The sequence below is a fragment of the Streptomyces sp. NPDC057424 genome, assembly GCF_042803315.1.
In the GTDB taxonomy this organism is placed as follows: Bacteria; Actinomycetota; Actinomycetes; order Streptomycetales; family Streptomycetaceae; genus Streptomyces.
The window spans coordinates 132,025-158,831 of record NZ_JBHVCP010000011.1 but is presented as its reverse complement, the minus strand read 5'-3'; the positions used below and the strand labels follow the sequence as shown (position 1 = coordinate 158,831).

Genomic DNA, 26,807 nt, shown 5'->3' with positions numbered 1-26,807 from the left:
TGAGGAGACGGGGCCCGATGACGTACGGCCAGGTGTGCGGTCAGCGTGAGCGCTTGGCGAGGCGTTCCACGTCCAGGAGGATCACCGCGCGGGCCTCCAGGCGCAGCCAGCCGCGCTGCGCGAAGTCCGCGAGGGCCTTGTTGACCGTCTCGCGGGACGCGCCGACCAGTTGGGCCAGCTCCTCCTGCGTGAGGTCGTGCACGACGTGGATGCCCTCCTCGGACTGCACGCCGAACCGGCGGGACAGGTCGAGCAGGGCACGGGCGACACGACCCGGGACGTCCGAGAAGACCAGGTCGGACATCGCGTCGTTGGTCTTGCGCAGCCGGCGTGCGACAGCGCGCAGGAGCGCGGTGGCCACCTCCGGGCGGACGTTCAGCCAGGGCTGGAGGTCGCCATGGCCGAGGCCGAGCAGCTTCACCTCGGTCAGTGCCGTGGCGGTCGCGGTGCGCGGGCCCGGGTCGAACAGCGACAGCTCGCCGATGAGCTCGCTGGGTCCGACCACGGCCAGCATGTTCTCGCGGCCGTCGGGGGACGTGCGGTGAAGCTTCACCTTGCCCTCCGTGACCACGTACAGGCGGTCACCGGGGTCGCCCTCATGGAACAGCGAGTCACCGCGGGCGAGGGTCACCTCACTCATGGAGGCGCGGAGCTCCGCGGCCTGCTCGTCATCGAGCGCCGCGAAGAGCGGATTGCGCCGCAGAACGTCGTCCACGAGTTCTCTCCTTGTCGACCTGCTCAGGGGATCTTGCTCCCCCGTGTACCGAGGGACCGTGGTGCCCATTTTGTCGGGCGGTCCAAACAGTGTGATCTGTCACAAGGATGCCGCACACGTGTCCCGGGGTACGCGGCAGGGGTCCAATTGGGCGCCGATCTTCAGGGGCCGGGGCGGATGTCCGTGCCGGGCCTTAGGCTGGCCGGGTGTCCAAATCGCCGGTGAGAGCACAGGCCTAGGGGGCTGCGCGGGTGGTTGTACGTCGCGATTCCGCTGTGGGCGAACAGAGCCCCGATGGTGGTAGGAAAACGGCGAAACAGAACAAGGCGGAACCAGTGAAGAAGGCGGCATCCGCGAAGAAGGCGGCATCCGCGAAGAAGGCGGCGTCCGCGAAGAAATCGGCGTCCGCGAAGAAGGCCACGTCCGCGAAGAAGGCCGCCGGCGAGAAGGCGGCTTCCCAGGCGCCGGCCGCCACAAAGGAATCGAAGGGCGCTGCCGTGAAGAAGGCGCCCGCGGCGAAGAAGGTAGCGGTCGCGCCCAAGAAGGCCACCGCCCGTCTCAAAGGCGCCACCCCCGCCAAGGCCGTCGTCCACCCGCCGAGCGACGAGTCGCCCACCGCCCTGGTCCGCCGGGCCCGCCGTATCAACCGCGAACTCGCCGAGGTCTTTCCGTACGCCCACCCCGAGCTGGACTTCGAGAACCCGTTCCAACTGGTCGTCGCCACGGTGCTGTCCGCCCAGACGACCGACCTGCGCGTGAACCAGACGACACCCTCCCTCTTCGCCGCGTACCCCACCCCGGAGGATCTGGCCGCCGCCAACCCCGAGGAGGTGGAGGAGATCCTCCGCCCGTGCGGCTTCTTCCGGGCCAAGACGAAGTCGGTCATAGGGCTGTCGAAGGCCCTGGTGGAGGACTTCGGTGGTGAGGTGCCCGGCCGGCTGGAGGATTTGGTCAAGCTGCCCGGCGTCGGCCGCAAGACCGCCTTCGTCGTACTCGGCAACGCCTTCGGCCGCCCCGGCATCACCGTGGACACGCACTTCCAGCGCCTGGTGCGCCGCTGGCAGTGGACCGGCGAGACCGACCCGGACAAGATCGAGGCCGCCATCGGCGCGCTCTTCCCCAAGAGCGACTGGACGGATCTCTCGCACCACGTGATCTGGCACGGCCGCCGCATCTGCCACGCCCGCAAGCCCGCGTGCGGCGCCTGCCCGGTCGCCCCGCTCTGTCCGGCGTACGGCGAGGGCGAGACCGACCCGGAGAAGGCGAAGAAGCTCCTCAAGTACGAGAAGGGCGGCTTCCCCGGCCAGCGTCTGAAGCCCCCACAGGCCTACCTGGACGCGGGCGGCAAACCGGCGCCGCCGCTGGGGGCCGGATGAGCCGCCCGACCCGCCAGAGCCGCCCGAAGCGCCCGTTGCGCCGCCCGAAGAGCCTGACGCGCCGCCCGTTCAGGGAATCCAGGGCGTGCGCGGAACGATCTCAGGGCCGTCGTGCGTTGGATGCGGCAGGACGACGGGGGTGGCGATGACGCGCGCGAGCGACACACAGGGTGGCCCGGTGACGCTGAGCAAGGACGGGCTGCCCGGCTGGCTGGATCCGGTGGTGCACGCCGTGGAGACGGTCCGGCCGACGCAGCTGAGCCGGTTCCTGCCGCCGGAGGACGGGGCGGGGCGGCAGTCCGCCGTGCTGATCCTGTTCGGTGAGGGCGCGCGGGGGCCGGAGTTGCTGCTCATGGAGCGTGCGCACTCCCTGCGTTCGCACGCCGGCCAGCCTTCGTTCCCGGGCGGCGCCCTCGATCCGGAGGACGGCGACCCGCGGGGCGACGGCCCGCTGCGGGCCGCCCTGCGCGAAGCGGAGGAGGAGACCGGCCTCGACCCCTCCGGTGTCCAGCTCTTCGGCGTCCTGCCCCGGCTCTACATCCCGGTCAGCGGCTTCGTCGTCACGCCCGTACTGGGCTGGTGGCGCGAGCCGACCCCGGTCGGAGTCGTCGATCCGAACGAAACCGCCAGGGTCTTCACCGTCCCCGTGGTGGATCTCACGGATCCCGCCAACCGGGCGACCGCCGCCCATCCCAGCGGCCACCGAGGTCCGGCATTTCTGGTCGAATCAGCCCTTGTCTGGGGTTTCACGGCCGGAATCATCGACCGGCTGCTGCACTTCGCGGGCTGGGAGCGGCCCTGGGACCACGACAAGCAGGTCCCGCTCGACTGGCGCGCATGACAGGGTGGCCTCCGTGAACGTGCTGGACATCTTGTTGCTGGTCGCCGCCGTGTGGTTCGCGGTCGTGGGGTACCGCCAGGGGTTCGTCGTCGGCATCCTGTCGGTGATCGGCTTTTTGGGCGGTGGCCTCGTCGCGGTCTACGTGCTGCCCGTGATCTGGGACGCGCTGACGGACAACGCGGAGGTGAACACGACCGCCGCCGTCATCGCGGTCGTCGTCGTCATCGTCTGCGCCTCCGTCGGCCAGGCTCTCACCACCCACCTCGGCAACAAGCTGCGCCGGCACATCACCTGGTCCCCGGCCCGGGCCCTCGACGCCACCGGCGGCGCCCTGGTCAACGTCGTGGCGATGCTCCTGGTCGCCTGGCTGATCGGCTCGGCCCTCGCGGGCACCACCCTGCCGACGCTCGGCAAGGAGGTCCGCAACTCCAAGGTGCTGCTGGGCGTTTCGCGGGCCCTGCCGGACCAGGCGGCCACCTGGTTCGCGGACTTCTCCTCCGTCCTCGCGCAGAACGGCTTCCCCCAGGTCTTCAGCCCGTTCTCGAACGAGCCGATCACCGACGTCCGGCCCCCGGACCCGGCGCTGGCCGACAGCCCGGTGGCAGCCCGCGCCCAGCGCTCCATCGTCAAGGTCATGGGCACGGCCCCGAGTTGCGGCAAGGTCCTGGAGGGCACCGGCTTCGTCTTCTCCGACCGGCGGGTGATGACCAACGCGCACGTGGTGGGCGGAGTCGACGAGCCGACCGTGCAGATAGGCGGCGAGGGCAGGAAGTACGACGCCCAGGTCGTGCTCTACGACTGGCGGCGCGACATCGCCGTCCTCGACGTACCCGATCTCAGGGCGCCCGCGCTGCGGTTCACCCCGAAGGACGCGAGCAGCGGCGACAGCGCGATCGTCGCGGGCTTCCCGGAGAACGGCGCGTACGACGTGCGGGCCGCACGCGTGCGCGGCCGCATCACGGCCAACGGCCCGGACATCTACCACCGCGGCACGGTCCGCCGCGACGTCTACTCCCTCTTCGCGACCGTCCGCCAGGGCAACTCCGGCGGCCCGCTGCTCACACCCGACGGCAAGGTCTACGGCGTCGTCTTCGCCAAGTCGCTCGACGACGCCGAGACGGGATACGCGCTGACCGTGGACGAGATCCAGGAGGACATCACCAAGGGGCGCACGGCCAACCAGCAGGTGGGCAGCGACAACTGCGCCCTGTAGGGCCGGTCGGCCCTGGGGAGCGTCCCGGGAGCGGCAGGTGCCGGGGCATCACTCGCGCGAGTGACGACTCAGTCGCGTGCGTGGCGCAGGCGTACGGAGACCCAGCGGGCCCGGCGGCGGAGGATACGCGGAATCCCGACCCGGGGGTCCGCGGTCGCCATCTGCGGTGCGCCGCTTCGCTGGTGGGGGTTCGCACCGCCCGCCGAGCGGCGATTGCGGGTTGCGTCACTGTAGTCGTGCGTCCAGCCCATACCCCGACGTGTGCCCCCGCCCCATGGTCGATAACCGCTCCCGAGGCGTCCAATTGGCCTATGCGCCAGGCAAGTGGCCCTTCGTAGGACAAGCGTTCACGCGCCGGTGACCGGGCGGGGCCGGCCGGTCACCGGTCGGGTTCGGGATCCTGCAGCCAGTTGATGAGTTCCGAGGAGAACGCGACCGGGTCCTCCTCGTGCGGGAAGTGGCCGAGGCCGTCGAACAGACGCCACCGGTAGGGGGCTTCGACGTACTCACCGGACCCGGCCGCGCTGCGCGTGCGCATCACGGGGTCGAGGGAGCCGTGCAGATGGAGGGTCGGTACGCGCACGGGCCGTTTCATCCGCCGGTTGAACTGGATGCCGTCCGGGCGGGCCAGGGAGCGCACCATCCAGCGGTAGGGCTCCACCGCGCAGTGCGCCGCGGAGGGGATGCACATGGCCCGGCGGTAGTTCTCGAGCGCCTCGTCCTCGGGCGGGCGCGGCCCGGACCACTCCTGGATCAGCTCTGCCACGAGCGCCCCGTCGTCGGCGGTGAGCTGCCGCTCCGGGATCCAGGGCCGCTGGAACCCCCAGATGTGTGAACCGGCGCGGCTCTGCTTGACGTCTCTCAGCATGGCCGAGCGCCAGCGCCGGGGGTGCGGCATGGAGGCGACCGCCAGCCGGCGCACCAGCTTGGGCCGCATCGCCGCCGCCGTCCATGCGAGGTATCCGCCCAGGTCGTGGCCGACCAGCGCGGCATCCGGCTCGCCGAGGGAGCGGATGACGCCGGTGACGTCGAGGGCGAGGTTGGCGGGGTCGTAGCCGCGTGGCGTGCGGTCGCTGCCGCCGACGCCCCGCAGGTCCATGGCGACGGCCCGGAAGCCCGCGTCGGCGAGTGCCACCAGCTGGTGCCGCCAGGTCCACCAGAACTGCGGGAAGCCGTGCAGCAGCAGGACCAGCGGCCCGTCACCCAGCTCGGCGATGTGGAAGCGGGCGCCGTTGGCGGCGACGTCGCGATGGCTCCAGGGGCCGTCCAGCAGGACGGCCGGAGCCGGTGGTGCCGAAGGCGATTGCCCCGGAGGAATGGAGGAGCCCGTCATGAGGACGAGCGTGCCACAGCCTCGATGGCCTCGGGGACCCGGTCCTGCGCGAGCTCCGGACGCGGGTGCGGCTTGGCCTTCTGCAGGACGACCGCGGTCTCCTTCATCGAGGCGGCGACCTTCTGCGGGCCCTTGCTCTTCTTCGCCTTCTTCGCGAATACCCAGCCGAGCAGCGCGAGCGCGCCCGCGACCAGCGCATTCGCCAGGAACGACAGCAGGAAGCAGAGCGCGAGGTTCCAGTCGCTCCAGGTGCGGATGCCGTAGGCCAGCGCGAAGTTCAGCATCGGCAGGGAGAACAGCAGCACCGCCCCCGCCATCGACAAGAGGCCACCGCTGGTCGCGCCGCGCTTCACGTCCTGCTTGAGCTGCGCCTTCGCCAGCGCGATCTCGTCGTGCACCAGCGCCGACATTTCCGTCGTCGCCGAGGCGAACAGCTGGCCGATGCTGCGTTCGGCGCCGACCGGGCTGCCGTCGGGTGCGCTCATCGCGGTCTCCCTCTTCTGCGTACGGTCCGATAATCGCTTCTTCTGTCTGACTCGTCACAGTCGCCCGACTGCGTACGGCCTGACCGCGTACGGTCCCGTCTTTTGTACCGTCTCGTCAGATCATGCCGGACGGTGGTGGTCCTCGCCTGCCCCGCCCGGTACTTCGGCAAGCCCGTGGCGCGCGGCTGCCTTCTCCTGGGCGATCCGGCGGTGTTCGGCGGCCTTGCGCTCGTAGATGGCGGCGAGCCGCAGGTGGTAGGCGGGGTCGTCCTCCTCGTAGACGTCCGGGATGCCGTCGGCGTCCTCGTCGCGCTCCTCGTCCTCGCACATGCGGCGGTACTTGACGTTCCGGATCTTCAGCAGGACGGTCGCGAGTGTCGCGGCGATGAGCGAGCCCAGCAGGACGGCGGCCTTGACCTCGTTCGTCATCGCCTGGTCGCCGTCGAAGGCGAGTTCGCCGATGAGCAGCGACACCGTGAAGCCGATGCCGGCGAGACTCGCCACCGCGAGCACGTCCGCCCAGGCGAGGTCGTCGCTGAGCGAGGCCCGGGTGAAGCGGGCCGTCAGCCACGTCCCGCCGAAGATGCCGAGCGTCTTGCCGACGACGAGCCCCAGGACGACGCCGAGGGTCTCCGGCTTGGTGAACACGTCGGCGAGCGCCCCGCCGGACACCGCGACGCCCGCGCTGAACAGTGCGAACAGCGGGACGGCCAGCCCCGCGGACAGGGGCCGTACGAGGTGCTCGATGTGCTCGCCGGGGGAGTGGTCCTCCTCCTCGTGGCGGTGGCAGCGCAGCATCAGGCCCATGGCGACGCCGGCGACGGTGGCGTGGACGCCGCTGTTGTACATCAGCGCCCAGACGACGAGGGCGAGCGGCACGTACACGTACCAGCCCCGGACTCCCTTGCGCAGCAGCAGCCAGAAGAGCACCAGCCCGGCGACGGCGCCGCCGAGTGCGGCGAAGTTCAGGTCGGAGGTGAAGAACACCGCGATGATCAGGATCGCGAAGAGGTCGTCGACGACGGCGAGCGTGAGCAGGAAGGCCCGCAGCGCACTCGGCAGGGACGTGCCGATGACGGCGAGCACGGCGAGTGCGAACGCGATGTCGGTGGCGGTGGGCACGGCCCAGCCGACGAGTGAGCCGCCGCCGGCGGCACTGGTGAGGACGTAGACGAGTGCCGGTACGGCCATGCCGCACAGGGCGGCGACGACCGGCAGCGCGGCGGCCTTCGGGTCGCGCAGGTCGCCCGCGACGAGTTCCCGCTTGAGCTCGATCCCGGCGACGAAGAAGAAGATCGCCAGCAGCCCGTCGGCGGCCCAGTGCGCGACGGACAGGTCGAGGCCGAGGGCGGCGGGGCCCAGGTGGAAGTGGGAGACGCTCTCGTAGCTGTCGCTCAGGGCAGGGACGTTCGCCCAGAGCAGCGCCGTGACCGCTGCGGCCAGCAGCAGCACGCCGCCGACAGTCTCGGTGCGCAGCGCGTTCGCCACGTAGTTCCGCTCGGGCAGCGACAGCCGGCCGAGGACCTTGCGGGGGGTGGTGGGCTTGGGCGCGGTCACGGGGAAGACCTCCGGTCGGTGGGCATGACGAAACACCTGCCGACCAGACTTCCCGGCGCACCGTGGAGCAGTTGTTTTGCTTAGTTTAGCTAAGCGTATGGCTGAGCGCACCCGGCGGTCTCACCACGGGCGCCACAAGGGCACCCGGCGTGCTGTCTGCCGGGTGCCCTTCACCGATTCCGCTATGCCGCTCAGTCCTCGCCGGGCGCGGCCGGCAGCTTCGCCTGGATCAGGTCCATGACCGTGGAGTCGGTCAGCGTGGTGACGTCACCCAGCTGCCGGTTCTCGGCGACGTCCCGCAGCAGACGGCGCATGATCTTGCCGGAGCGGGTCTTCGGCAGCTCGGCCACCGGCAGGATCCGCTTGGGCTTGGCGATCGGGCCGAGGGCGTTGCCGACGTGGGCGCGCAGCTCGGCGACCAGGGTCTCGGTCTCGGTGGCCGTACCGCGCAGGATCACGAAGGCGACGATCGCCTGCCCGGTCGTCTCGTCCGCCGCGCCGACCACGGCCGCCTCGGCGACCGAGGGGTGGGAGACGAGCGCGGACTCCACCTCGGTGGTGGAGATGTTGTGACCGGAGACGAGCATGACGTCGTCGACCCGCCCGAGCAGCCAGATGTCGCCGTCGTCGTCCTTCTTGGCGCCGTCACCGGCGAAGTACTTGCCCTCGAAGCGCGACCAGTAGGTGTCGATGAAGCGCTGGTCGTCGCCCCAGATGGTGCGCAGCATCGACGGCCACGGCTCGGTCAGGACCAGGTAGCCGCCCCCGCCGTTGGCGACCTCGTTCGCCTCGTCGTCGACGACCGTCGCGGAGATGCCGGGCAGCGGCGTCTGCGCCGAGCCGGGCTTCGTCGCGGTCACGCCCGGCAGCGGGGTGATCATCATCGAGCCGGTCTCTGTCTGCCACCAGGTGTCGACGACCGGGGTGCGGTCGCCGCCGATGTTCTTGCGGTACCAGATCCACGCCTCGGGGTTGATCGGCTCGCCCACCGAGCCCAGCACGCGCAGGCTGGACAGGTCGAACTTGGCGGGGATGTCGTCGCCCCACTTCATGAACGTACGGATCGCGGTCGGCGCGGTGTAGAGGATCGTCACGCCGTACTTCTGCACGATCTCCCAGAAGCGGCCCTGGTGCGGGGTGTCGGGCGTGCCCTCGTACATGACCTGCGTCGCGCCGTTGGCCAGCGGGCCGTAGACGATGTACGAGTGACCGGTGACCCAGCCGACGTCGGCGGTGCACCAGTAGACGTCGGTCTCCGGCTTGAGGTCGAAGACGGCGTGATGGGTGTAGGCGGTCTGCGTGAGGTAGCCGCCGGAGGTGTGCAGGATGCCCTTCGGCTTACCGGTGGTGCCCGAGGTGTAGAGGATGAACAGCGGGTGCTCGGCGTCGAACGCCTGCGGGGTGTGCTCCGCGCTCTGCCGCCCCACCAGGTCGTGCCACCACACGTCGCGGCCCTCGGCGAAGGCGACTTCCTGGCCCGTGCGGCGCACCACCAGGACGTGCTCGACGATGCCGGCCTTCTCGACGGCCTCGTCCACGGCCGGCTTGAGCGCGGACGGCTTGCCGCGCCGGTAGCCGCCGTCGGAGGTGATGATCACGCGCGCGTCGGCGTCCTGGATGCGGGTGGCGAGCGCGTCCGAGGAGAAACCGCCGAAGACGACCGAGTGGGCGGCGCCGATCCGGGCGCAGGCCAGCATCGCGATCGCCGTCTCGGGGATCATCGGCATGTAGACGGCGACCCGGTCGCCGGCCTGGACTCCCAGCTCCAGCAGGGCGTTGGCGGCCTTGGAGACCTCGTCCTTGAGCTCGGCGTAGGTGATCGCGCGGCTGTCGCCGGGCTCGCCCTCGAAGTGGATGGCGACCCGGTCGCCGTGCCCGGCCTCCACGTGGCGGTCGACGCAGTTGTAGGCGACGTTGAGTTCGCCGTCCTTGAACCACTTGGCGAACGGCGGGTTCGACCAGTCGAGGGTCTCGGTGGGCTCCTTGGCCCAGGTCAGCCGACGGGCCTGCTCGGCCCAGAAGCCGAGCCTGTCAGCCTTGGCCTGTTCATACGCCTCCGCGGTGACGTTGGCGTTCGCGGCCAGGTCGGCGGGGGGTGCGAACCTGCGCTCTTCCTTGAGCAGGTTGGCCAGGCTTTCGTTGCTCACGGCATCTGCCTTTCCCAGGGTGTCCGTTGTGTCCCACGCCACAGCTCATCAGACCCGGGGGTGCGATGACAAGGGCCGACCGCCGATTGGTTTAGACCTGTTGGGCGGTGCTGACGGGGACCGGGGTCATCCGTACCCACGGACGCCGACCAGGGAAAGTTCAGTGCGTGTGCTGCCCGTCACGCCGGCCGCGAAGGAGCCGGAGGAGCTGAAGGAGCCGGGGGGAGCCGGGGGGGAGGAGAGCCGGGGCGCCACGGCGGCGTTCGGGGCGGCGGGGCCCGGGGCGGCGGGGCCCGGGGCGGCGGGCGGTCGGCAGCCGCCCCGGGGCGGGTGGCGCGGTGGGCCACCGGGTGTACCCCCCCGCGGTCGGCCGGGGGCACACCCTCATCCGGTGCTGGGCGCGAACACGCCGCGACCCGGCGCCCGCTTCACGCCGTCAGGTCCGGCTCCCGTACGCGGTCGAAGGCGCCGTCGGCGTCCGTCCCGGTGAGCAGGTACGCCTCGGCCTCGCCCACGTGGAAGTACATCCCGTGCAGCTCCAGGGCGCCCTCGTCGAGGGCCCGGGCCACCGACTCGTGGGCGCGCAGGTGCTCCAGTTGCTGGACGACGTTCGTCAGGCAGAGCTGCTCGACCGCGTCCTCAGGGGACCGCCCGGCCAACCTGACCCAGGGCAGATTCTTGTCGGCCATGCGCTCCAGGCTCGGCAGCCCGTGCCGCAGCCACCGCTTCAGTGGGGTCCGGGCGCCGCCGGGCTCGGAGTTGAGCAGCGCCTGCATGGCGCCGCATCCCGAGTGCCCGCACACCGTGATGGACCGGACCCGGAGCACGTCCACGGCGTACTCGATGGCGGCCGCCACCGAGTCGTCGCCGCTCTCCTCGCCCGGGCGCGGGACGAGGTTGCCCACGTTGCGCACGACGAACAGGTCGCCCGGACCACTGGAGGTGATCATCGATGTGACCAGCCGGGAGTCGGCGCAGGTCAGGAAGAGCTGCGAGGGCCGCTGCCCCTCGCGCGCCAACCGGGCCAGCTCGCTGCGCACCAGGGGGGCGGTGTTGCGCTGGAACGCGCTGATGCCACGCGCCAGTTCGTGTCCACTGGCTCCGCCGGTGCCCGTCGGGTCCGGTTCGGAGTGGTCCGTCCCTTCCGGGCTCTTGCCGGAGGGGGATGTGGACGGGGGGCGGTCGCACTGGTGGTTGAGCCAGGGTGTCCAGGGCCGGCAGCGGCAGCTGGTGAAGGTCTGGGGCTCGGAGATGCGGGTGCCGGAATGGCGGCCGGTGATCTCCACGGTGCCCCCCTGCGCGGTGTGCGTCTTCTGCCAGTCCTGCAACGTCTCGAACGCCGCATGGTCCATGAACGAGCCGTCCAGCTCGACGACGGCGTCGACACCGTGGGGCACGCGATGCAGGACCCGGCTCAGCCGGGGCACCGCGAGGAAGGTCAACTGTCCTCTGACGTGTACGTGATGGGCTCCTTCCCTCTCCTCGTGTGTGATGCGGGTGCGGGTGAGGCGGTGCAGGGCGACGCCGACGGCCATGGCGATGCCGAGCGCCACGCCTTCCAGGACGCCGAGTGAGACCACGCCGAGGGTGGTGACGGCGTAGACCCAGACCTCTCGGTGGCGGGTCACCGTGCGGATGTGGTTCAGGGACACCATCTGGATACCGACGGCCATCACCAGGGCGGCGAGCGAGGCGAGCGGGATGAGCTCCAGGGCCGGGACCATCAGCAGCGCGGCGATCACTACGAGAACGCCGTGCAGCATCGTGGAGTTCCGGCTGACCGCACCCGCGTGCACATTCGCCGAACTCCGCACGGCCACCCCGGCGATGGGCAGTCCGCCGAGCGAGCCGGAGACGATGTTGGCGGCGCCCTGCCCGAGCAGTTCACGGTCGAGGCGGGAGCGCCCGACACGGGCGGACAGGCCCGGCCGGCCGGCCACCAGTTTGTCCACGGCGACCGCGCCGAGCAGCGACTGCACGCTGCACACCAGGGTGGTGGTGAGCACGGCGGCGACCAGACCGAGCACGGGGCCCTCGGGCAGTCCGGCCAGGGCGTGGTTGCTCCAGGACGGCAGGTCGACCTTGGGCAGGCGGAGCCCGGCGAGGGCGGCGGCCGCGGTGGCCCCGGCGACGGCGACGAGCGCGGCCGGGACCTTGCGCAGCACGCGTCCGGCCCGGCCGGGCAGTCTCGGCCAGAGCAGCAGCAGCGCCAGGGTCAGCACGCTCACCGACACGGCCGCGGGGTGCATCTGCGCCAACTGGGCGGGCAGCGCACGGAGGTTGTCGGGGACGGAACTCTGCGGTGTGCCGCCGAGCACGATGTGGAGCTGGGCGACGGCGATGGTGACGCCGATCCCGGCGAGCATGCCGTGCACGATGGCGGGGCTCACGGCCAGGGCGCCACGGGCCACGCGCAGGCAGCCCAGGCCGAGTTGGGCGAGGCCGGCGAGGACGGTGATGGCGCAGGTCGTCCGCCAGCCGTAGCGCTGGATGAGGTCGGCGGTCACGACGGTGAGTCCGGCGGCCGGTCCGCTCACCTGGAGCGGGGAGCCGCCGAGCCGCCCGGCGACCAGTCCGCCCACGGCGGCGGCGACGAGGCCGGCCTGAAGGGGGGCGCCGGTGGCGAGGGCGATGCCCAGGGACAGGGGCAGGGCGATCAGGAAGACCGCGATCGAGGCCGACACATCGGCACCCGCGATCCGGAATCGGCGGGGTCCGGTCGGCGGCGGACTGTGGGGCGTATGGGTGTGCTCGGTTCGGTTCGGGTCGGCGGCGCGTGTGGGGACGCAGGCTGACATGGTTCCCGTCTCCTCCGGGGCTGCGCGGTCGCGTAACGGGGGGTCCCGCTCGGGGCGGGGTTCGGTCGCGGCGGTCACGGCGTAAATCGGCGGGATGAATCAACGCTCGGTAAACGGATCGTAATGCAGAGTAAAGGTCGAGCATAGACTTTACGGTCAAATGGGCTAATGGATCACTCTGAAGAGTGAAATGGCTATTTGGTCGGCTTGTCGTACTAATTCCTTCTCCATCTCGTGCGAATTTGGCGGCGCTGTCCGCACCCGAGAGAAGGAAGAAGGTGGGCGGAACATGGCCGCCACCCCCAGGATCGCCGCGGGCTCCGTGATCGCCGCGGTCTGCGCCGCATCGCTCGCCGGTTGCGCGACCGGCACCCCCCGGCAGGAGAACCCCCAACCGAAGAAGGCGACGCCGGCACAGGCGCCGAAGAGTGCGGTCCGGCTGATCGGAGACGGTTCCACCGCCTACACCGGAGCCCAGCCGCACCTGCCGCGCCCCGAACGCCTGCGGCCCGGCCAGAAGCCCCCGCAGTTCGTCGTCTTCTCCTGGGACGGCGCGGGGGAGGACAGCCAGAAGCTGTTCTCCCACTTCCGCAAGGTCGCCAAGGAGAACAACGCGACCATGACGTACTTCCTGAGTGGCGTGTACATGCTGCCGGCCGAGAAGCGCGACCAGTACCGGCCGCCGCAGCACTCCCCGGGCCGCTCCGACATCGGCTTCAACGACCGCCGCGGCATCGCCGCCACCGCGAAGCAGCTGCGCCTGGCGTGGCTGGAGGGCAACGAGATCGGCACCCACTTCAACGGCCACTTCTGCGGCAGCGGCGGCGGCGTCGGCGAGTGGTCGGTCGAGGACTGGAAGGACGAGATCTCCCAGGCCAAGCACTTCGTGAAGACCTGGAAGACCAACACCGGCCTGAAGGACGCGGCCCCCCTGCCCTTCGACTACGACAAGGAGCTCATCGGCGCCCGCACGCCCTGCCTCGAGGGCCAGCGCAACTTCATGAGGGCGGCGAGCGACCTGGGCTTCCGCTACGACACCAGCGGCGTGAACGGCCAGGTCTGGCCCAAGAAGAAGGAGGGCCTGTGGGACGTGTCCATGCAGCTCGTGCCGTTCCCCGGCCACTCCTTCGAGCAGCTCACCATGGACTACAACTTCATGGTCAACCAGTCGGGCACCAAGACCCAGGGCAACCCCGCCATGCACGGCTTCTGGGGCGACCAGATGCGCGACGGCCTGCTCGCGGGCTTCCGGCGGGCTTACGACGGCAACCGCGCGCCGCTGATCATCGGCAACCACTTCGAGTCCTGGAACGGCGGCACCTACATGCGGGCCGTCGAGGAGGTCATCGAGACGGTGTGCACCAAGGAGGAGGTGCGCTGCGTCTCGTTCCGCCAGCTCGTGGACTGGCTGGACGCGCAGGACCCGAAGACGCTGGAGAAGCTGCGCACCCTGCAGGTCGGCCAGGCGCCCAAGGAGGGCTGGGCGTCCTTCCTGTCGGACCGTCCCGCCCCGGAGCCCAAGGGCGTGCCCGGCGCTCCGGCGGCCAGGGGGTAGTGCTGCGGGAGGATGCCGCCGGGCGCCCGCGCGCGTGAAGAAGGCCACTCCGCCGTGGGGCGGGGCCCCGGGGTGCGTAGGGTCGTACTCATGAGTACAGAAGGCGCGACCGCCGATCCCCTCGCGGCCCTGGGGGCGCTGCCCGGAGTGGCCGATTCCGTGGAGTCCGTACGCAAGGCCGTGGACCGGGTCTACGGGCACCGGGTCATGCGGCGGCGCAGCAACGCGATCACCTCCGAGGCCGCTCTGCGCGGCGCCCGTGGCTCGGCCGCGCTGTCCGGCGCCGACTGGGCCCTGGAGGAGGTGCGCCGTCGCACGGACTTCAGCGGCGACGACGAGGCCCGCACCGTGGGTGCCGCCCTACGGCTCACCGCGGAGGCGGGCCAGCTGCTGTCGATCTGGCGGCAGTCGCCCCTGCGGGTGCTGGCCCGGCTGCACCTGGTGGCGGCCGCGGACAAGGGCGACCAGGTCGGGCGGCCCCGGAAGGAGGGCGAGCCGGTCGACGAGCCGCTGATCGGGCTGCCGCTGCCGAGTGCCTCCGAGGCGCACGGCAGGCTGGACGGACTGGCCGGGCTGATCATCGCCGGCGGCTCCGCACCGGCGCTGGTGACGGCCGCCGTCGTGCACGGCGAACTCCTCGCGCTGCGTCCCTTCACATCCCACAACGGCCTGGTCGCACGCACGGCCGAACGCATCGTCCTGGTCGGCAGCGGCCTGGATCCGAAGTCGGTCTGCGCGGCCGAGGTCGGTCATGCCGAGCTGGGACGTGATGCCTACCTGGAAGCCCTCGGCGGGTACGTCTCCGGTACTCCAGAGGGCGTCGCCGCCTGGATCGCCCACTGCGGCAGCGCGGTCGAACTGGGGGCCCGCGAGTCGATGGCGGTGTGCGAGGCGTTGCAGCGCGGAGCGGCGTGACATCGCCCGGCGGGAAAAGTGATGCGGCGGTACGAGTTCTCGTACCGCCGCTGGCATGAGCATCGGGTTACCAAGCGTCCTCGATATATGCCCATCAGGTCGGGAGCTTTGCCCGTCACCTGGTGCGGCTGGCCCGTATTCGACGGGTCGACGTCGCGTGGGTGCCCGGTGTTCATGCTCGGTCCGTGGGGCCAAAATGCGTGAAAAGGTGATCCTCTCGGATGTCCTTGGTCTCGCGGGCCGTTGAGTCCTTTGTACTCCTGCCCCGGTGCAAGCGGAAGTCCAGACTGCACTTCTTTACCTTTGGGTTCACATGATTCGCGGCGTCCTTGCAGGTCAAGCGACCGTCGCCCGGCGCCTGTTCGCGTACCAGACGAGTCCCGCGGTGGCCGCGGCCGCGCCTATCGCGGCGACCGCGACGAGCGCCGGACGCGGCGGTACGGGGAACGCGGGGATGCGCTGCTTGAGCCGGACCGGGCGGTGGAAGTCCAGGATCGGCCACCCGCGCGCGAGGGCCTCGCGGCGCAGCGCCCTGTCCGGATTCACGGCGTGCGGACGGCCGACGGACTCCAGCATCGGCACATCGGTCGCCGAGTCGCTGTAGGCGTAGCACCGGCTGAGGTCGTACCCCTCGGACTCGGCCAGCTCCCTGACGGCCTCGGCCTTGGTCGGGCCGTACGCGTAGTACTCCACCTCGCCGGTGAAGCATCCGTCGTCGCCCACGACCATGCGGGTGGCGACCACGCGGTCCGCTCCCAGCAGTTCACCGATCGGCTCGACCACCTCCGCGCCCGACGTGGACACGATCACGACGTCGCGGCCGGCGGTGTGGTGCTCCTCGATCAGGGAGGCGGCCTCGTCGTAGATGATCGGGTCGATCAGGTCGTGCAGCGTCTCGGCGACGATCTCCTTGACCTGCTGCACGTTCCAGCCGCGGCACAGGGCGGACAGATATGCGCGCATGCGCTCCATCTGGTCGTGGTCGGCGCCGCCGGCCAGGAAGACGAACTGGGCATATGCGGTACGCAAGACGGCCCTGCGGTTGATCAGACCGCCTTGGTAGAACGACTTGCTGAACGTGAGCGTGCTCGACTTCGCAATGACCGTCTTGTCCAGGTCAAAGAAGGCGGCTGTGCGGGGCAACGAGTGGTTTTCCACGCCCCAGAGCATAGGGGCAGCCCATTCGGCGTAAGGTGGGGCGCGTGGGTTTGCCTGAGAAGGCTCTCGGGTACACCATGGAAGTCACGGATCGTTCGCGACCGTGCTAACCCGGCCCGACTCCTCCCCCCCCGAGTCGGCCGTGGGGACGACCCCCGCTCTCCCCCCCGGCGGGGGTCGTCGCATGTCCGGGTGGGTTTTCTCCTTCCTCGCGCGGCCTGAGAACCGCTTCGGTTCGGCCCTGGCATGGGTTTTGACATGCTCATGATTTGTTACGGTGGGTAGTTGTCAGGCTGCTCTGCGGGAGTCGCAGAGAGGGCCTGAGCGGCTCACCGGTATGGGTGACGGCGATATTCACAACCCTCGGTACGTCCACAGTTATCCACCAAGATCCACACGATTTCCGGGATCGCTGCACCGTGATTCCAGCGCGTCCCGCTCGCGGCGAGTTCATGGCCGGTTCCGAGTACCCGGGTGCGTTTGGCCGGTTTCTGCCGGCCGTTCACAGGGAGGCCGCTTGTCGGTTCTTCCCACGTTTGGGAATCGCGGGGCCGCAGGGGCCACGCGGGTCATGCAGCGAAGGGGGATGGAAACCGTGGCCGGAATCGTCACACACGATCCGCCGCCGGGCACCGGAGGGCAGCAGGGCGGACCGCTGATCGTCACCGAGGACACCCAACTCCTCGACGACCTGCTGCGCCTGTGCGCCGCGGCGGGCGCCACACCCGAGGTGCACCACGGGGTGCCGGAGCGCAGAGGCGGCTGGGAGGCCGCACCGCTCGTCCTGGTCGGCGACGACGCCGCGCGGCGGGTGCGCGGGGCCGTGCGCAGAAGGGGCGTCGTGCTCGTCGGCCGGGACCAGGACGACTCCGGGGTGTGGCGGCGGGCCGTCGAGATCGGCGCCGAGCACGTTCTGATGCTGCCCGACGGCGAGCAGTGGCTGGTCGACCGGATCGCCGACGTCGCCGAGGGCGTCGGCCGGCCCGCCCTCACCGTGGGCGTCATCGGCGGCCGAGGCGGGGCCGGAGCGTCCACGCTCGCGTGCGCCCTCGCCGTCACCTCCGCGCGGGAGGGACTGCGCACCCTCCTCGTGGACGCCGATCCGCTGGGCGGCGGACTCGACGTACTCCTCGGCGGCGAGACGGCCACAGGACTGCGCTGGCCCGCGTTCGCCTCCTCGCGCGGCCGGGTCGGCGGGGGAGCCCTGGAGGAGTCCCTGCCCGAGCTGCACTCGCTGCGAGTGCTCAGCTGGGACCGCGGAGACCGGATCGCGGTCCCGCCGCAGGCGGTGCGCGCGGTGCTCGCGGCGGCCCGGCGCCGGGGCGGCACGGTCGTGGTCGACCTCCCGCGCCGGATCGACGACGGCGTCGCCGAGGTCCTCACCCAGCTGGACATGGGCGTGCTGGTGGTGCCCACAGAGCTGCGGGCCGTCGCGGCCGCGGGGCGGGTGGCCTCCGCGGTCGGCATGGTCCTGCGGGATCTGCGGGTGGCCGTCCGCGGGCCGTACCCGCCGGGGCTCGACGACCGGGAGGTGGCCCGGCTCCTCGGACTGCCCCTGGTCGGCGAGGTACCGGTCGAGCCGGGGCTGTCGCGTCCGGACGAGGACATGGCGCCACCGGGCGCCGCCCCTCGCGGACCGCTGGCCCGGTTCTGCAGTGAGTTCTGGGAGCGGGCGCTCGTCGAGGCGGGTGCGGCATGAGCACTCTGGCCGGATTCGAGGGCGCCGCGCTGCTCGACGGGGTGCGGCGGTGGCTGGCCGAGAGCGGGGCCGAGCCGACCCCCGCCCGCGTGGCACAGGCGCTGCGGGAGCAGGGGCGGGTCCTCGGAGACGCCGAAGTTCTGGGTGCCGCCGCCCAGTTGCGGTCCGAGCTGGTCGGCAGCGGACCACTGGAGCCGCTCCTCGCCGATCCGTCGGTGACCGATGTGCTGGTGTCGGCCCCGGACCGGGTCTGGGTGGACAGGGGCGGCGGACTGGAGCTGACGCCGGTGCGGTTCCCGGACGCCGCGGCCGTACGACGGCTCGCCCAGCGCCTCGCCGCCGTGGCCGGACGCCGCCTGGACGACGCCCGGCCCTGGGCCGACGCCCGCCTGCCGGACGGGACCCGGCTGCACGCGGTGCTGCCGCCGGTGGCCGTGGGCTGCGCCTGCCTGTCACTGCGGGTCGTACGGCCGCGTGCCTTCACCCTCGGCGAGCTGGTCGCGGCGGGCACGGTGCCGCCGGGCGGGGACCGGATGCTGCGCGCCCTGCTCGAGGCCCGGCTGTCCTTCCTCGTCAGCGGCGGCACCGGCACCGGCAAGACCACGCTGCTGAGCGCCCTGCTGGGGCTGGTGGGACCGGACGAGCGGATCGTCCTCGCCGAGGACTCGGCGGAGCTGCGGCCCGACCATCCGCACGTCGTCCGGCTGGAGTCCAGACCCGCCAACCAGGAGGGCGCGGGCCTCGTCACCCTCGAGGACCTGGTGCGCCAGGCGCTGCGGATGCGGCCGGACCGGCTGGTCGTGGGCGAGGTGCGCGGGCCCGAAGTGGTGCATCTGCTGGCCGCGTTGAACACCGGCCACGAGGGCGGCTGCGGGACCGTGCACGCCAACGCGGCCGCCGATGTGCCGGCCCGGCTGGAGGCGCTCGGCACAGCCGCCGGGCTCGACCGGGCCGCGCTGCACAGCCAGTTGGCGGCCGCACTCTCCGTGGTGCTGCATGTGGTGCGCGACCGGGCCGGGCGGCGGCGGATCGCCGAGGTGCACGTGCTGGAGCGGGACCGGTCGGGGCTGGTGCGGACGGTGCCGGCGCTGCGGTGGGGAGCGGAGGCGTTCGCGCGTGAGCGCGGGTGGGAGCGGCTGCGGGGGCTGCTTCGGGGTGAGGCGAGTGGGAGCGGCCCGGATACGGCCGAGGCGGAGGGGGCGAGTCATGACGGGGGTGCCTGAGATGTCGATGGGTGCGGCCGTGGCGTGCATGGGGGCGGCTGTCTGGCTGCTGGGTGAGCGTGAGGAGGCGGCGCGGCGGGCGCGGTTGCTCCTCGCGGGCAGCGGAGCCGCAGGGAGCGGGCCGCCCGGGCGGCTGCGGATGACCGGCGGGCTGCGGCGCGTCCGCGGGCGGCTGCGGGCCGAGTGGTGGTCGCCGGTGGCCGGGCTGGCGCTGGCGGTACTCGGGGCGTCGGTGTTGCCGGCCGTCCTGGGGGCGGCCGGGGTGCCGTTGCTGCGGCGGGCCCGGCTGGCCGGCCGGGCGCGGCGGGACCGGGAACGCCGGGCCGAAGCGGTGATCGCGTTGTGCGGGGCGCTCGCCGGAGAGGTGCGGGCCGGACGCCAGCCGGGGGAGGCGCTGCTGCGGGCCGCGCGGGACTGCGGCGGACTCGCCGGCGCGCAGGCGACGGTGCTGGCGGCGGCGCGGTTCGGGGGTGATGTGCCGGAGCACTCGCTGTGGCGGCACGGCAACCGGGCGCCGAGGGACTGCGGGGACTCGCGGCGTGCTGGCGGGTGGCCGTGGACCAGGGTGCGGGGCTCGCAGCCGGACTCGAGCGGCTCGCCGCCGCCCTGCGTGCGGAACGGGACCAGCGGTCCGACCTGCGGGCCCAGCTGGCGGGGGCCCGGGCCACGGCGGTGATGCTCGCCGGCCTGCCGGCCCTGGGGCTGCTCATCGGCACCGCCCTCGGGGCTGATCCCCTCCACGTCCTGCTGCACACCGGGGCGGGGCTCGGCTGTCTGGCGGTCGGCGGGGTCCTGGAGGGCCTGGGGTTGTGGTGGGTGCAGCGGATCGTGCAGGGCGCGGAGGCGGCGGCATGAGCGGCGGAGAAGTTGTCCACAGGCTGGGGGCGGCCGTGGGGATCGTGCTGGCCTGCGGTTGGCTGGCGCGGTGGCTGGCGGCGGCGCGGCGCCGCCGGAGGATGCGTCGGCGACTGACCGAGCTGTCGGGGGTCCGGGAAGCGACTGTCCCGGTCCCACGGCGGGCATCGCGCAGGGTCGCGCGGACGTGGCTGGCCCCTGTGGGCGTGGCGTGTGCCGGATGGGTGCTGGTCGGAGGTCTCGCCGGGGTCGCCGTGGGCCTGGCCGGCGCAGTGGGGCTGTGGCGGTGGCGGCTGAGGCAGGAGGCGGCCGGGGCGGACCCGGGGGCACCCGACCTCGCCGAGGCGGCGCGGCAACTGCCTCTCGCCGCCGACCTGCTGGCGGCCTGCATCGCGGCGGGCGCCGGCCCGGTGATCGCCGCGCAGGCGGTGGGCGAGGCCCTGGGCGGCCCGGTCGGCGATGCCCTCGCCCGGGGTGCGGCGGAGGTACGGCTGGGCGGCGACCCGGGCTCGGTCTGGCGGAGGTTGGGTGGCGTCCCGGGCGCCGGAGGTCTGGCGCGGTTGCTCGAACGGGCCGATGTGTCCGGGCTGCCCGCGGCCGTACCGGTCGCGCGGCTCGCCGCGGAGGCCCGGGCGGACTGGGGCCGCGCCGCCACGGCCAGGGGCCGCCGAGCGGGCGTGATGGTCAGCGCGCCGGTCGGGCTGTGCTTCCTGCCCGCGTTCATCGCGGTCGGCGTGCTGCCCGTGGTGATCGGGCTGGCGGGCGGGGTGCTCGGAGGGGGTGGTGGATGACGCGGTGACGGACCGGCAGCAAGTGAGCGGCAAACAGCAGAAGTTCGGACTCTTTCCTACGGGGGTTGAGATGTACCAGGCGGTACGGGCACGGCTGCGTGCCCTGATGTGCGGGATGCGGGCGGCGCGGAGGGACGCGGGAATGGTCACCAAACGTGTCGCGGCAGATGCCGTGTCCCCCGTGTGTGTGTCGCTTTACGTGGGACCGGAGCCCCGAGGCGCCAACCCGTCATGGAGGATCAAGGTGTCTCATTCCTTCGCTGAGCTGTGGCTTAGATCACGCTCTTCGGCGACAGGGTCAGCTGTTCGATGTCCACTGGCTGATTCGGTGGTCCATCACGCTGGCAGGACCTCGAACTATACGGCGACAGGTGCACTCGGCGCGGAGCGGACGCCGAACGTCGAGTGCTGGGCTACTCGTCCTCGTCGTCGATCGGTTCAGTGATCCACTCCGAAGGTACGAGGGCCTGGCTGTTGCTGTAGCGCCAGCGCTCGACGACGTGGTCCCGGAAGAGCGGGTCGGCCAGGTCGGCGTGCTCGACGACGATGACCTGGAGCGCGCCGTCGAGTGCCTGGACGGTGTCGTTGATGATCCGGTAGATATTCAGCAGGTGGCTGAGGTCGGTCCCCTGGGGTGTGGGCTCGCCGTTGTAGTCGGGCGGGAAGTACACCTGGGACGGCTGGTCGAGGATCAGCGTCCGAGGAACGGGTCCGCGATGCTCGCTGAACCACTCGTGCAGGCTCAGCAGCGTGGCGACGTGGTAGCCCAGGTGGTTCTCGGCGCTGCCCATGTCGGCGAGCCGGACGGGACCGTCGGCCGTGTCGGCGACGACAGTCAGCCGGTTGACGTCGAGGCGGATGGGTGCATCCGAGTGGTCGAGCTCCAGTGATGCAGCCTTGGTGCGGATGTTCTGGCTGATCAGGGACAGGTAACTGGTGAGCCGGTCGCCCTGGGTGTCGTCACTCAGGAGCTCTTCCAGCTCAGCGATCTGTCGCTGGAGGTCGTCGCGGCGGTCTTCGACCTGCGGGGCACTCACATGCTGGGCCGTGGTGTCGAGGTAAAGGCTGATACGACCGCGCACATGGGCGGCCCGCTGCGACTGGTCCGGCTCCTGCTGCAGTGCGCGCAGCCCGGCGCTGATCTCGTTAATCTCGTCCTGGCTGCGGGAGAGCGCCGCGCGCAGTTGCTGCAACTGCTCCTCCTCCAGGTCCATCTGGCGTTGCAGGGCGGGTGTGTCGCTGCCGATCACCTGCAGATCGCCGTCGAGGCGTTCGAGGTCGTGCATGATCGTCGCCACCGTGGTGTTGGCCGAGGCGATCAGGCTTTCGCACACCGGGCACTGGGCGGCCTGGGAGGTGTCCGGGGACAGTCGCATCAACCCGAGAGACGCGAGACGCCGGCGCTGCTCTCTTGCCTCGCCCGCGAAGTCGTCATTCTCCTCGACCGCGCGCTTGAGGTCGGCGATGCGGGCCCGGGACTGCCCGACGGCGCGCCGGAGTTGGGCGCGCCGGCCGATGGCTGCGGCCAACGGGTCGCCGTCGTTGTCCGGTCGGGACTCCAGCTCCTGCTGGATGCTGCCTTCCAAGGCCAACCGCAGAAGGCCAAGGACCTCCTCGGCCGTCGGCTCGCTGTCGCGGTGCGGTAGAAGCCCTGCCTCGACTGCCTCGGTGAGCAGTGCTCGGGCCTGGCCCGACGCTGGGCCGAGGTCGCGGGCCTGGGCGAGTTTGGCTTCAAGGTCGGAAAGGTCCCGGCGCAGGAGCCGCAGCCGGTTGTGCAGCGCTGCCTGTTCGGGGTCGACGGCGCCAAGGAAGTACGGGATCACACCCCGGATGGTGTTCGGCCGCCACTCCTCACCTTGGGAGTGGAACAGCAGGTCGGGGTTGGCGACCTCGTTCTGCGCCTGGAAGCAGAAGTAGAGCGCGTGGCGGATCGACGGAGCGATGGTCTGTGCGCGGGCGACCGCGGGCACCTTGACGGTGCGGTCGATGCCGCAGAAGTCGCTGAGGATGTCCTTGGCGGTGTCCAGTGGCGTCGCGAAGGTCAGCTCTTCCAGCAGGGGAGGCGGGGTCTCCGGGGCCTGGGACAGGACACACAGCACGGTGCTCACGGCGTTCCCCGGCTCCGGGGCGCGCCGGGCGACGAAGAGCTGCTGGCCGGGCTTCGCCAGGGTGACGGCGTAGGCGCCCACGTACTTGCGGACCTTGCCGGCCTTGACGGGGTAGTCGGAGCTGGCCAGGCAGTAGTCGATGATCGTCAGCAGCGCGCTCTTTCCGCGCCGGGAGTCGCCCGTGACGATGTTCAGGGTGCCGGTGCGGAACGGGACCGTGCGGACCTGTCCGGGCTGCTTGCCGTAGACGGTGACCGCTTGGATCTGAAAGGTCACGCTTGGACTCCCAGGAGCGTCAGGACGGTGCTGATGCTGCCGGTGCTGGGCAGCCATCGCCCGAGTTGGTGGGCGGCTTTCTGGATCGCCGTGTTCTGTTCGGGGCCGTCCTGGAGGGCCGTCACGGCCCGTGGCTTCACTATCAGCCCGGAGCCCTGAAGCCTGAGCACATCGCTCTGAAGGGCGAAGAGCAGGCCTGGTCGCACGACGGCGGCGAGGGCGGCGGCGTTGAGACCCATGGCCACGCGCACGGCCTCGTTCTCGTCGAGCCAGTTCATCAGCCCGGTGCGGAGGGTGGCGGGCAGCGCCGTCCGAATTGACGGCTGGAGAGCCATAACCGCGGCGGTCACTGCGACTGGAAGCGGGCAGGCGGAGCGGTACTGCTTCTCGTAGCCCTGCACAGCCCGGACGCACACGAGTGCTGTGAAGGCCGGGTTGAACAGGGCGCGCTCCTCGCGGCTGAGGTCACGCTCGGCCATCAGCGGCTCCCGCCGGCTCCAGCAGAGCCGCCAGCCGGGCGCTGAAGTCCGGATGCCACCCGACCCGCAGCTCGTCCGCGAGCATCTGGTACGACCCCTTGACGACGAACACCTCTTCACAGCCGGTGCGGATGCGAAGCCGGGCCTCCCGGTCGACCCACCTGTAGATCAGCTTGGCCTCACGCTTCATCTCTTCCTCGGTGGCTTCATCACCGAGGTCTTCACGCATCTCTGCGAAGCGCGACTGCCACTCCTCCACGAGCCTGCGCTCATACGCGCCGATCTCGCCGGCGCGCAGCAGGTTCTCGTTCGCCCAGCGGGAGCGCTGAGCAAAGGCCCTCACCCAGTCGCGAACCGCGTAGCCGATTCGCTCCGCGCCCACGTCGATCAGCCGGAGCTGATGCACGAATACCTTGTCGGCGGCATCGGCAGCGGCCGGGGCAGCAGCCGTGAGCGCGGCGATATCAGGGTCGATCGGCAGATTGTGCTCACCGATCTGATTGCGCAGATCGTTGAACAGCTCGTCGAACTCGGCGCCGGTCACCGGGGCTGATCCCGGGAAGCTCATCTGGACGGACGCCCGCTCGAAGAACCAGCCCTCAAGACGCTGAAGAAAGGACTCGGCGAACCGGCGCTCGACGGCCAGGCTTGCGTAGCCGAGCAGGTTCTCCCTGATGGAGTCCATCCCCGGCGCGTCACCGATGACCTCGATCCGGCTGATGAGCTCGGCCCGGCGTTGCGCCCCGAGCGCGTCGAACGCCTCGAAGGCCTTGGCCAACGTCGTACTCTTCGAGGACTGCCGCGCCTGGACGAGGAGGGCCTCGGCAGTCGGCTCGTCACGGTGCCCGCTGGCCTTGGGCTGCAGGAGGAACCCCGCGCTGTCGTCCGGCAGCTCTGCGGTGGTAAGCAGGTAGAAGCTTGTCTCGGCAAGATCGATGTGCCCCTCGGTGACGGCGTGGGACCAGACCCTGATTGTCTTCCACAAGTCCGACGACAGGTCCGTCAGTCGCACGTTATCTGCCCGCTTCTTCAACTGGGTCAGCTCGGTCTGCGACCCGATGAGGGCCTGGACATCGTCCGTGGCCTCAATCGCCACACTCCACTCGATCCCGCCCCTGGAGAGCTCCACACACCGCTGGAGCGCCACGCGGAGCTGGTAGAGGTATCCGAGCGCTGACGCCGATGCTTCGAAGGGATTCTCCGGGCTGGACATGCACCCACCGCCTCCCTCTGGTTACCGAGTGCAGCGATCATTCCATGGCCGCGCCGCAGGCAAAACACGGACTGCCGAACTTTCCGAACCGTTACGGCGAGACCGACGCTCTGAGTGGCCATTGCGGGCCGCTCAGGCGTGTCTTGGGTCACCGCGCGGATACCTGCCGCACACTGATTCCGTGCTTGGGCAAGGTTGGTCATCGCAGTGGGACCGGGTGGGCCGCCGCCTCGCGGATGTGCGGACCGTCTACGCGGGCGCGCCGGGCGGCACTGACGCCGCAATCGACGCGGTTCTGTCGTTCTTCGAGGCCGTGCACCACCTGAAGGACTGGCTTACGAATGATCAGGAGAGCGGGGTGCAGACGACCGATGTACACGGACTTATCAATGGCAGCCCGACTCTCAAGCTCTGTGCAGATCTCGCCAACGGCGCGAAGCACTTCAAGTTGGACCCAAACCGTCGCGCGCGGACCGGTGACCACTCCACGACGGTCGCGCAGAACGACGTCGTCGTATTCGTCGGCACGGGTGCCTCGGCGCACCGCTTTCGCACAGCATCCGGCGGCACGACACGCGACGTCTTGGAAGTCGCCGAAGAAGCCGTGAGCGAGTGGCGGGACTTCCTCTCCTCTCGCAACCTCATCTGAGGACGCAGCTACCCGAGCATACGTGTCGTTAATAGCGTTGTTTTTCGGCGAGAACTACCGGGACCCCTTCGTGAGAGCAGACCTGCTCACCCTTGGGGCGCCGGACTACGCGTTGATCGCAGCTTGACGGCAGGAACGTCATCCAGCAGTTTGGCGGTGCCGTTGGGGTTTCCGGTTATTCAAGTGCCTGATTTCCGGACGATTCCGGTGAACCCGGCAACGAAGAGGGTAACGAAGACCCAGCTCAGCACTTGCAGTATCAGGCTGGCCGCAAAAATCCACTGCGCAGGTGTCGCGTTACTGAGTTCACAGCGTCCGGCGACGCCAAACCCGAGCAGAGGTACGGTGCGGTCAAGAGCGCTCCCGACACTTTCCACAATGCCACAGCGACCACCGCCTCGGGCGCTCGGATGAACCAGCCATCCTTGAATGTCCGCGACAACCAGGAGCGCGCAGGAAACTGCCAGGACAGCGAGGAGATACCACAAAGCACGACTGGGCTGATAACCGTACCGCACAGTCACACGGCTGACCCAATGCCACACTCTGGCTCCGTGCCGACGGGAATCGCCTTGACGAAGGGTCTTGCCGTAGGCGTCCTGCTGGGCGATGAGCACTGCCTTGGCCTGCGCCTCGTCCCCTGCGGTCCGGCAGACTTCTGCCAGTTGCTTGTACGGTTCAGGCGCGTAATCAGGCATGCACTGTCGCAACACTTGTAGCCATACACCGGTATCAGGACTACTTGGCTGAACACGATATGTAAACCCGTTCAGCATTACCTTCGGCCGTTCAGCGAACGGTTTGCCGAACGCCACTATCCAGAATTCTGCGTCCCACAGGATGAATCGTGTGTCCACGTTCGCGTTGCGCAGGTCGAGAATGACCCGCTCGTCTCCGCGAATAGACACATGACCACTCATAATCAGGTTGCCGGAGATGTGGGCGCCCGGCAGCCGAACCACGCCTCGCTCGCTGCGGCCCGTCGCCTCCAAGTCGGCCAGCACAGCGTCTCTGCCGACCTGCAGGTCGAAAGCAAACAAGGCGGGCCCGTCCTCGGCTGTGAGCGTGGCGCCCCTCAGATCAAGATGGCTAGCGATGCACGCACCTGGCAGCCAAACTGCGCCTCGCTCGCCGTGGCCAGTCGCCTTCAAGTTGGTCAGCAGCGCGTCACTGCCAACCTGCAGATCGGCAGCGGACAGGGCAGGCCCGTCCTCGTTGGTGAGCGAGGCGTCCGTCAGGTCAAGGTTGCCAGCAATGTCTGCGCCCAGCAGTCGCACCGCGCCATATTCTCCGCGCCCGGTAGTAGCCGTCAGATTGGTCAGCACGGCGTCGCTGCCGACCTGCAGGAGTTCGGCTGACAGGGCGGGCCCGTCGTCATTCGTCAGCGTGGCACCCATCAGGTCAAGCTGACCGTCGATGTG

At 70.5% G+C, this 26,807-nt stretch carries 21 protein-coding genes and 1 pseudogene; 10 read left to right on the top strand and 12 right to left on the bottom strand.

Annotation, left to right across the window (positions count from 1 at the left end):
* Positions 1 to 40: 40 nt before the first annotated feature.
* Positions 41 to 715, bottom strand: a complete 675-nt coding sequence (locus ACFU3E_RS12740) for a Crp/Fnr family transcriptional regulator (protein WP_356664203.1) — start codon at positions 713 to 715, stop codon at positions 41 to 43.
* Between the two features lie 335 nt (positions 716 to 1,050).
* Between ACFU3E_RS12740 and nth the strand changes: the two genes are divergently transcribed.
* The 3 genes from nth to ACFU3E_RS12725 all read left to right on the top strand — a co-directional run bounded on the left by nth (position 1,051) and on the right by ACFU3E_RS12725 (position 4,145).
* On the top strand, positions 1,051 to 2,091 hold the full coding sequence (nth, locus tag ACFU3E_RS12735; RefSeq protein WP_384155657.1) for an endonuclease III: 1,041 nt from the start codon (positions 1,051 to 1,053) through the stop codon (positions 2,089 to 2,091).
* Between the two features lie 145 nt (positions 2,092 to 2,236).
* Positions 2,237 to 2,932, top strand: a complete 696-nt coding sequence (locus ACFU3E_RS12730) for an NUDIX hydrolase (RefSeq protein ID WP_384155654.1) — start codon at positions 2,237 to 2,239, stop codon at positions 2,930 to 2,932.
* A 13-nt stretch (positions 2,933 to 2,945) separates the two neighbouring features.
* Positions 2,946 to 4,145, top strand: a complete 1,200-nt coding sequence (locus tag ACFU3E_RS12725) for a MarP family serine protease (protein WP_384155651.1) — start codon at positions 2,946 to 2,948, stop codon at positions 4,143 to 4,145.
* A 68-nt stretch (positions 4,146 to 4,213) separates the two neighbouring features.
* Here ACFU3E_RS12725 and ACFU3E_RS12720 read toward each other — a convergent pair whose 3' ends face one another.
* The 6 genes from ACFU3E_RS12720 to ACFU3E_RS12695 all read right to left on the bottom strand — a co-directional run bounded on the left by ACFU3E_RS12720 (position 4,214) and on the right by ACFU3E_RS12695 (position 12,465).
* Entirely contained in the window at positions 4,214 to 4,396 is a 183-nt protein-coding gene (locus ACFU3E_RS12720; RefSeq protein WP_384155648.1) for a hypothetical protein, read from the bottom strand.
* Between the two features lie 128 nt (positions 4,397 to 4,524).
* Positions 4,525 to 5,478, bottom strand: coding sequence for an alpha/beta fold hydrolase (locus ACFU3E_RS12715; RefSeq protein WP_384155645.1), 954 nt, complete (start codon positions 5,476 to 5,478; stop codon positions 4,525 to 4,527).
* Positions 5,475 to 5,963 (bottom strand): phage holin family protein, encoded by a 489-nt coding sequence (locus tag ACFU3E_RS12710; RefSeq protein WP_384155642.1) that lies wholly within the window; start codon positions 5,961 to 5,963, stop codon positions 5,475 to 5,477. The genes ACFU3E_RS12715 and ACFU3E_RS12710 overlap by 4 nt, the downstream gene beginning before the upstream one ends.
* Positions 5,964 to 6,083: 120 nt before the next feature.
* Positions 6,084 to 7,520 carry a Na+/H+ antiporter NhaA gene (nhaA, locus tag ACFU3E_RS12705; RefSeq protein WP_384155639.1) on the bottom strand — a complete coding sequence of 479 codons (1,437 nt, stop codon included), beginning with the start codon at positions 7,518 to 7,520 and terminating at the stop codon, positions 6,084 to 6,086.
* 191 nt (positions 7,521 to 7,711) lie between these two features.
* Positions 7,712 to 9,667, bottom strand: a complete 1,956-nt coding sequence (acs, locus tag ACFU3E_RS12700) for an acetate--CoA ligase (protein ID WP_384155636.1) — start codon at positions 9,665 to 9,667, stop codon at positions 7,712 to 7,714.
* 428 nt (positions 9,668 to 10,095) lie between these two features.
* Positions 10,096 to 12,465, bottom strand: coding sequence for a bifunctional SulP family inorganic anion transporter/carbonic anhydrase (locus ACFU3E_RS12695; RefSeq protein WP_384155633.1), 2,370 nt, complete (start codon positions 12,463 to 12,465; stop codon positions 10,096 to 10,098).
* 289 nt (positions 12,466 to 12,754) lie between these two features.
* Here ACFU3E_RS12695 and ACFU3E_RS12690 point away from each other — a divergent pair, with 289 nt between their 5' ends.
* Both ACFU3E_RS12690 and ACFU3E_RS12685 read left to right on the top strand, forming a co-directional pair.
* On the top strand, positions 12,755 to 14,020 hold the full coding sequence (locus ACFU3E_RS12690; protein ID WP_384155630.1) for a hypothetical protein: 1,266 nt from the start codon (positions 12,755 to 12,757) through the stop codon (positions 14,018 to 14,020).
* Between the two features lie 90 nt (positions 14,021 to 14,110).
* Positions 14,111 to 14,935 carry an oxidoreductase gene (locus ACFU3E_RS12685; RefSeq protein WP_384155627.1) on the top strand — a complete coding sequence of 275 codons (825 nt, stop codon included), beginning with the start codon at positions 14,111 to 14,113 and terminating at the stop codon, positions 14,933 to 14,935.
* A 336-nt stretch (positions 14,936 to 15,271) separates the two neighbouring features.
* Here the strand turns inward: ACFU3E_RS12685 and ACFU3E_RS12680 are convergent, their stop codons facing one another.
* Complete coding sequence (locus ACFU3E_RS12680) at positions 15,272 to 16,105, bottom strand: HAD family hydrolase (RefSeq protein WP_384155624.1); 834 nt, start codon at positions 16,103 to 16,105, stop codon at positions 15,272 to 15,274.
* 574 nt (positions 16,106 to 16,679) lie between these two features.
* Between ACFU3E_RS12680 and ssd the strand changes: the two genes are divergently transcribed.
* The 4 genes and pseudogenes from ssd (at position 16,680) to ACFU3E_RS12660 (ending at position 20,661) form a co-directional block, all read left to right on the top strand.
* Positions 16,680 to 17,792, top strand: coding sequence for a septum site-determining protein Ssd (gene ssd / locus ACFU3E_RS12675; RefSeq protein WP_384155621.1), 1,113 nt, complete (start codon positions 16,680 to 16,682; stop codon positions 17,790 to 17,792).
* Positions 17,789 to 19,015: a TadA family conjugal transfer-associated ATPase gene (locus ACFU3E_RS12670; protein WP_384155618.1), complete on the top strand. Its 1,227-nt coding sequence runs from the start codon at positions 17,789 to 17,791 to the stop codon at positions 19,013 to 19,015. The genes ssd and ACFU3E_RS12670 overlap by 4 nt, the downstream gene beginning before the upstream one ends.
* Positions 18,999 to 19,870: pseudogene (locus tag ACFU3E_RS12665) on the top strand (type II secretion system F family protein). Before ACFU3E_RS12670 ends, ACFU3E_RS12665 begins: the two are co-directional and overlap by 17 nt.
* Positions 19,867 to 20,661: a type II secretion system F family protein gene (locus ACFU3E_RS12660; RefSeq protein ID WP_384155616.1), complete on the top strand. Its 795-nt coding sequence runs from the start codon at positions 19,867 to 19,869 to the stop codon at positions 20,659 to 20,661. Before ACFU3E_RS12665 ends, ACFU3E_RS12660 begins: the two are co-directional and overlap by 4 nt.
* 413 nt (positions 20,662 to 21,074) lie before the next feature.
* Here the strand turns inward: ACFU3E_RS12660 and ACFU3E_RS12655 are convergent, their stop codons facing one another.
* From ACFU3E_RS12655 to ACFU3E_RS12645, 3 genes are read right to left on the bottom strand one after another with little or no spacing between them, the layout of a single operon-like run.
* Positions 21,075 to 23,045, bottom strand: coding sequence for a DUF3732 domain-containing protein (locus tag ACFU3E_RS12655; RefSeq protein WP_384155613.1), 1,971 nt, complete (start codon positions 23,043 to 23,045; stop codon positions 21,075 to 21,077).
* Positions 23,042 to 23,524 carry a three component ABC system middle component gene (locus ACFU3E_RS12650; RefSeq protein ID WP_384155610.1) on the bottom strand — a complete coding sequence of 161 codons (483 nt, stop codon included), beginning with the start codon at positions 23,522 to 23,524 and terminating at the stop codon, positions 23,042 to 23,044. Before ACFU3E_RS12650 ends, ACFU3E_RS12655 begins: the two co-directional genes overlap by 4 nt.
* Positions 23,511 to 24,737, bottom strand: a complete 1,227-nt coding sequence (locus tag ACFU3E_RS12645) for an ABC-three component system protein (protein ID WP_384155607.1) — start codon at positions 24,735 to 24,737, stop codon at positions 23,511 to 23,513. Before ACFU3E_RS12645 ends, ACFU3E_RS12650 begins: the two co-directional genes overlap by 14 nt.
* A 181-nt stretch (positions 24,738 to 24,918) precedes the next feature.
* On the opposite strand from ACFU3E_RS12645, the gene ACFU3E_RS12640 reads away from it, so the two are divergent.
* Positions 24,919 to 25,386 carry a hypothetical protein gene (locus ACFU3E_RS12640; RefSeq protein ID WP_384155604.1) on the top strand — a complete coding sequence of 156 codons (468 nt, stop codon included), beginning with the start codon at positions 24,919 to 24,921 and terminating at the stop codon, positions 25,384 to 25,386.
* Between the two features lie 179 nt (positions 25,387 to 25,565).
* On the opposite strand, the gene ACFU3E_RS12635 is transcribed toward ACFU3E_RS12640, so the two are convergent.
* The coding region (locus ACFU3E_RS12635; RefSeq protein ID WP_384155602.1) for a hypothetical protein at positions 25,566 to 26,807 on the bottom strand (1,242 nt) is incomplete at its 5' end.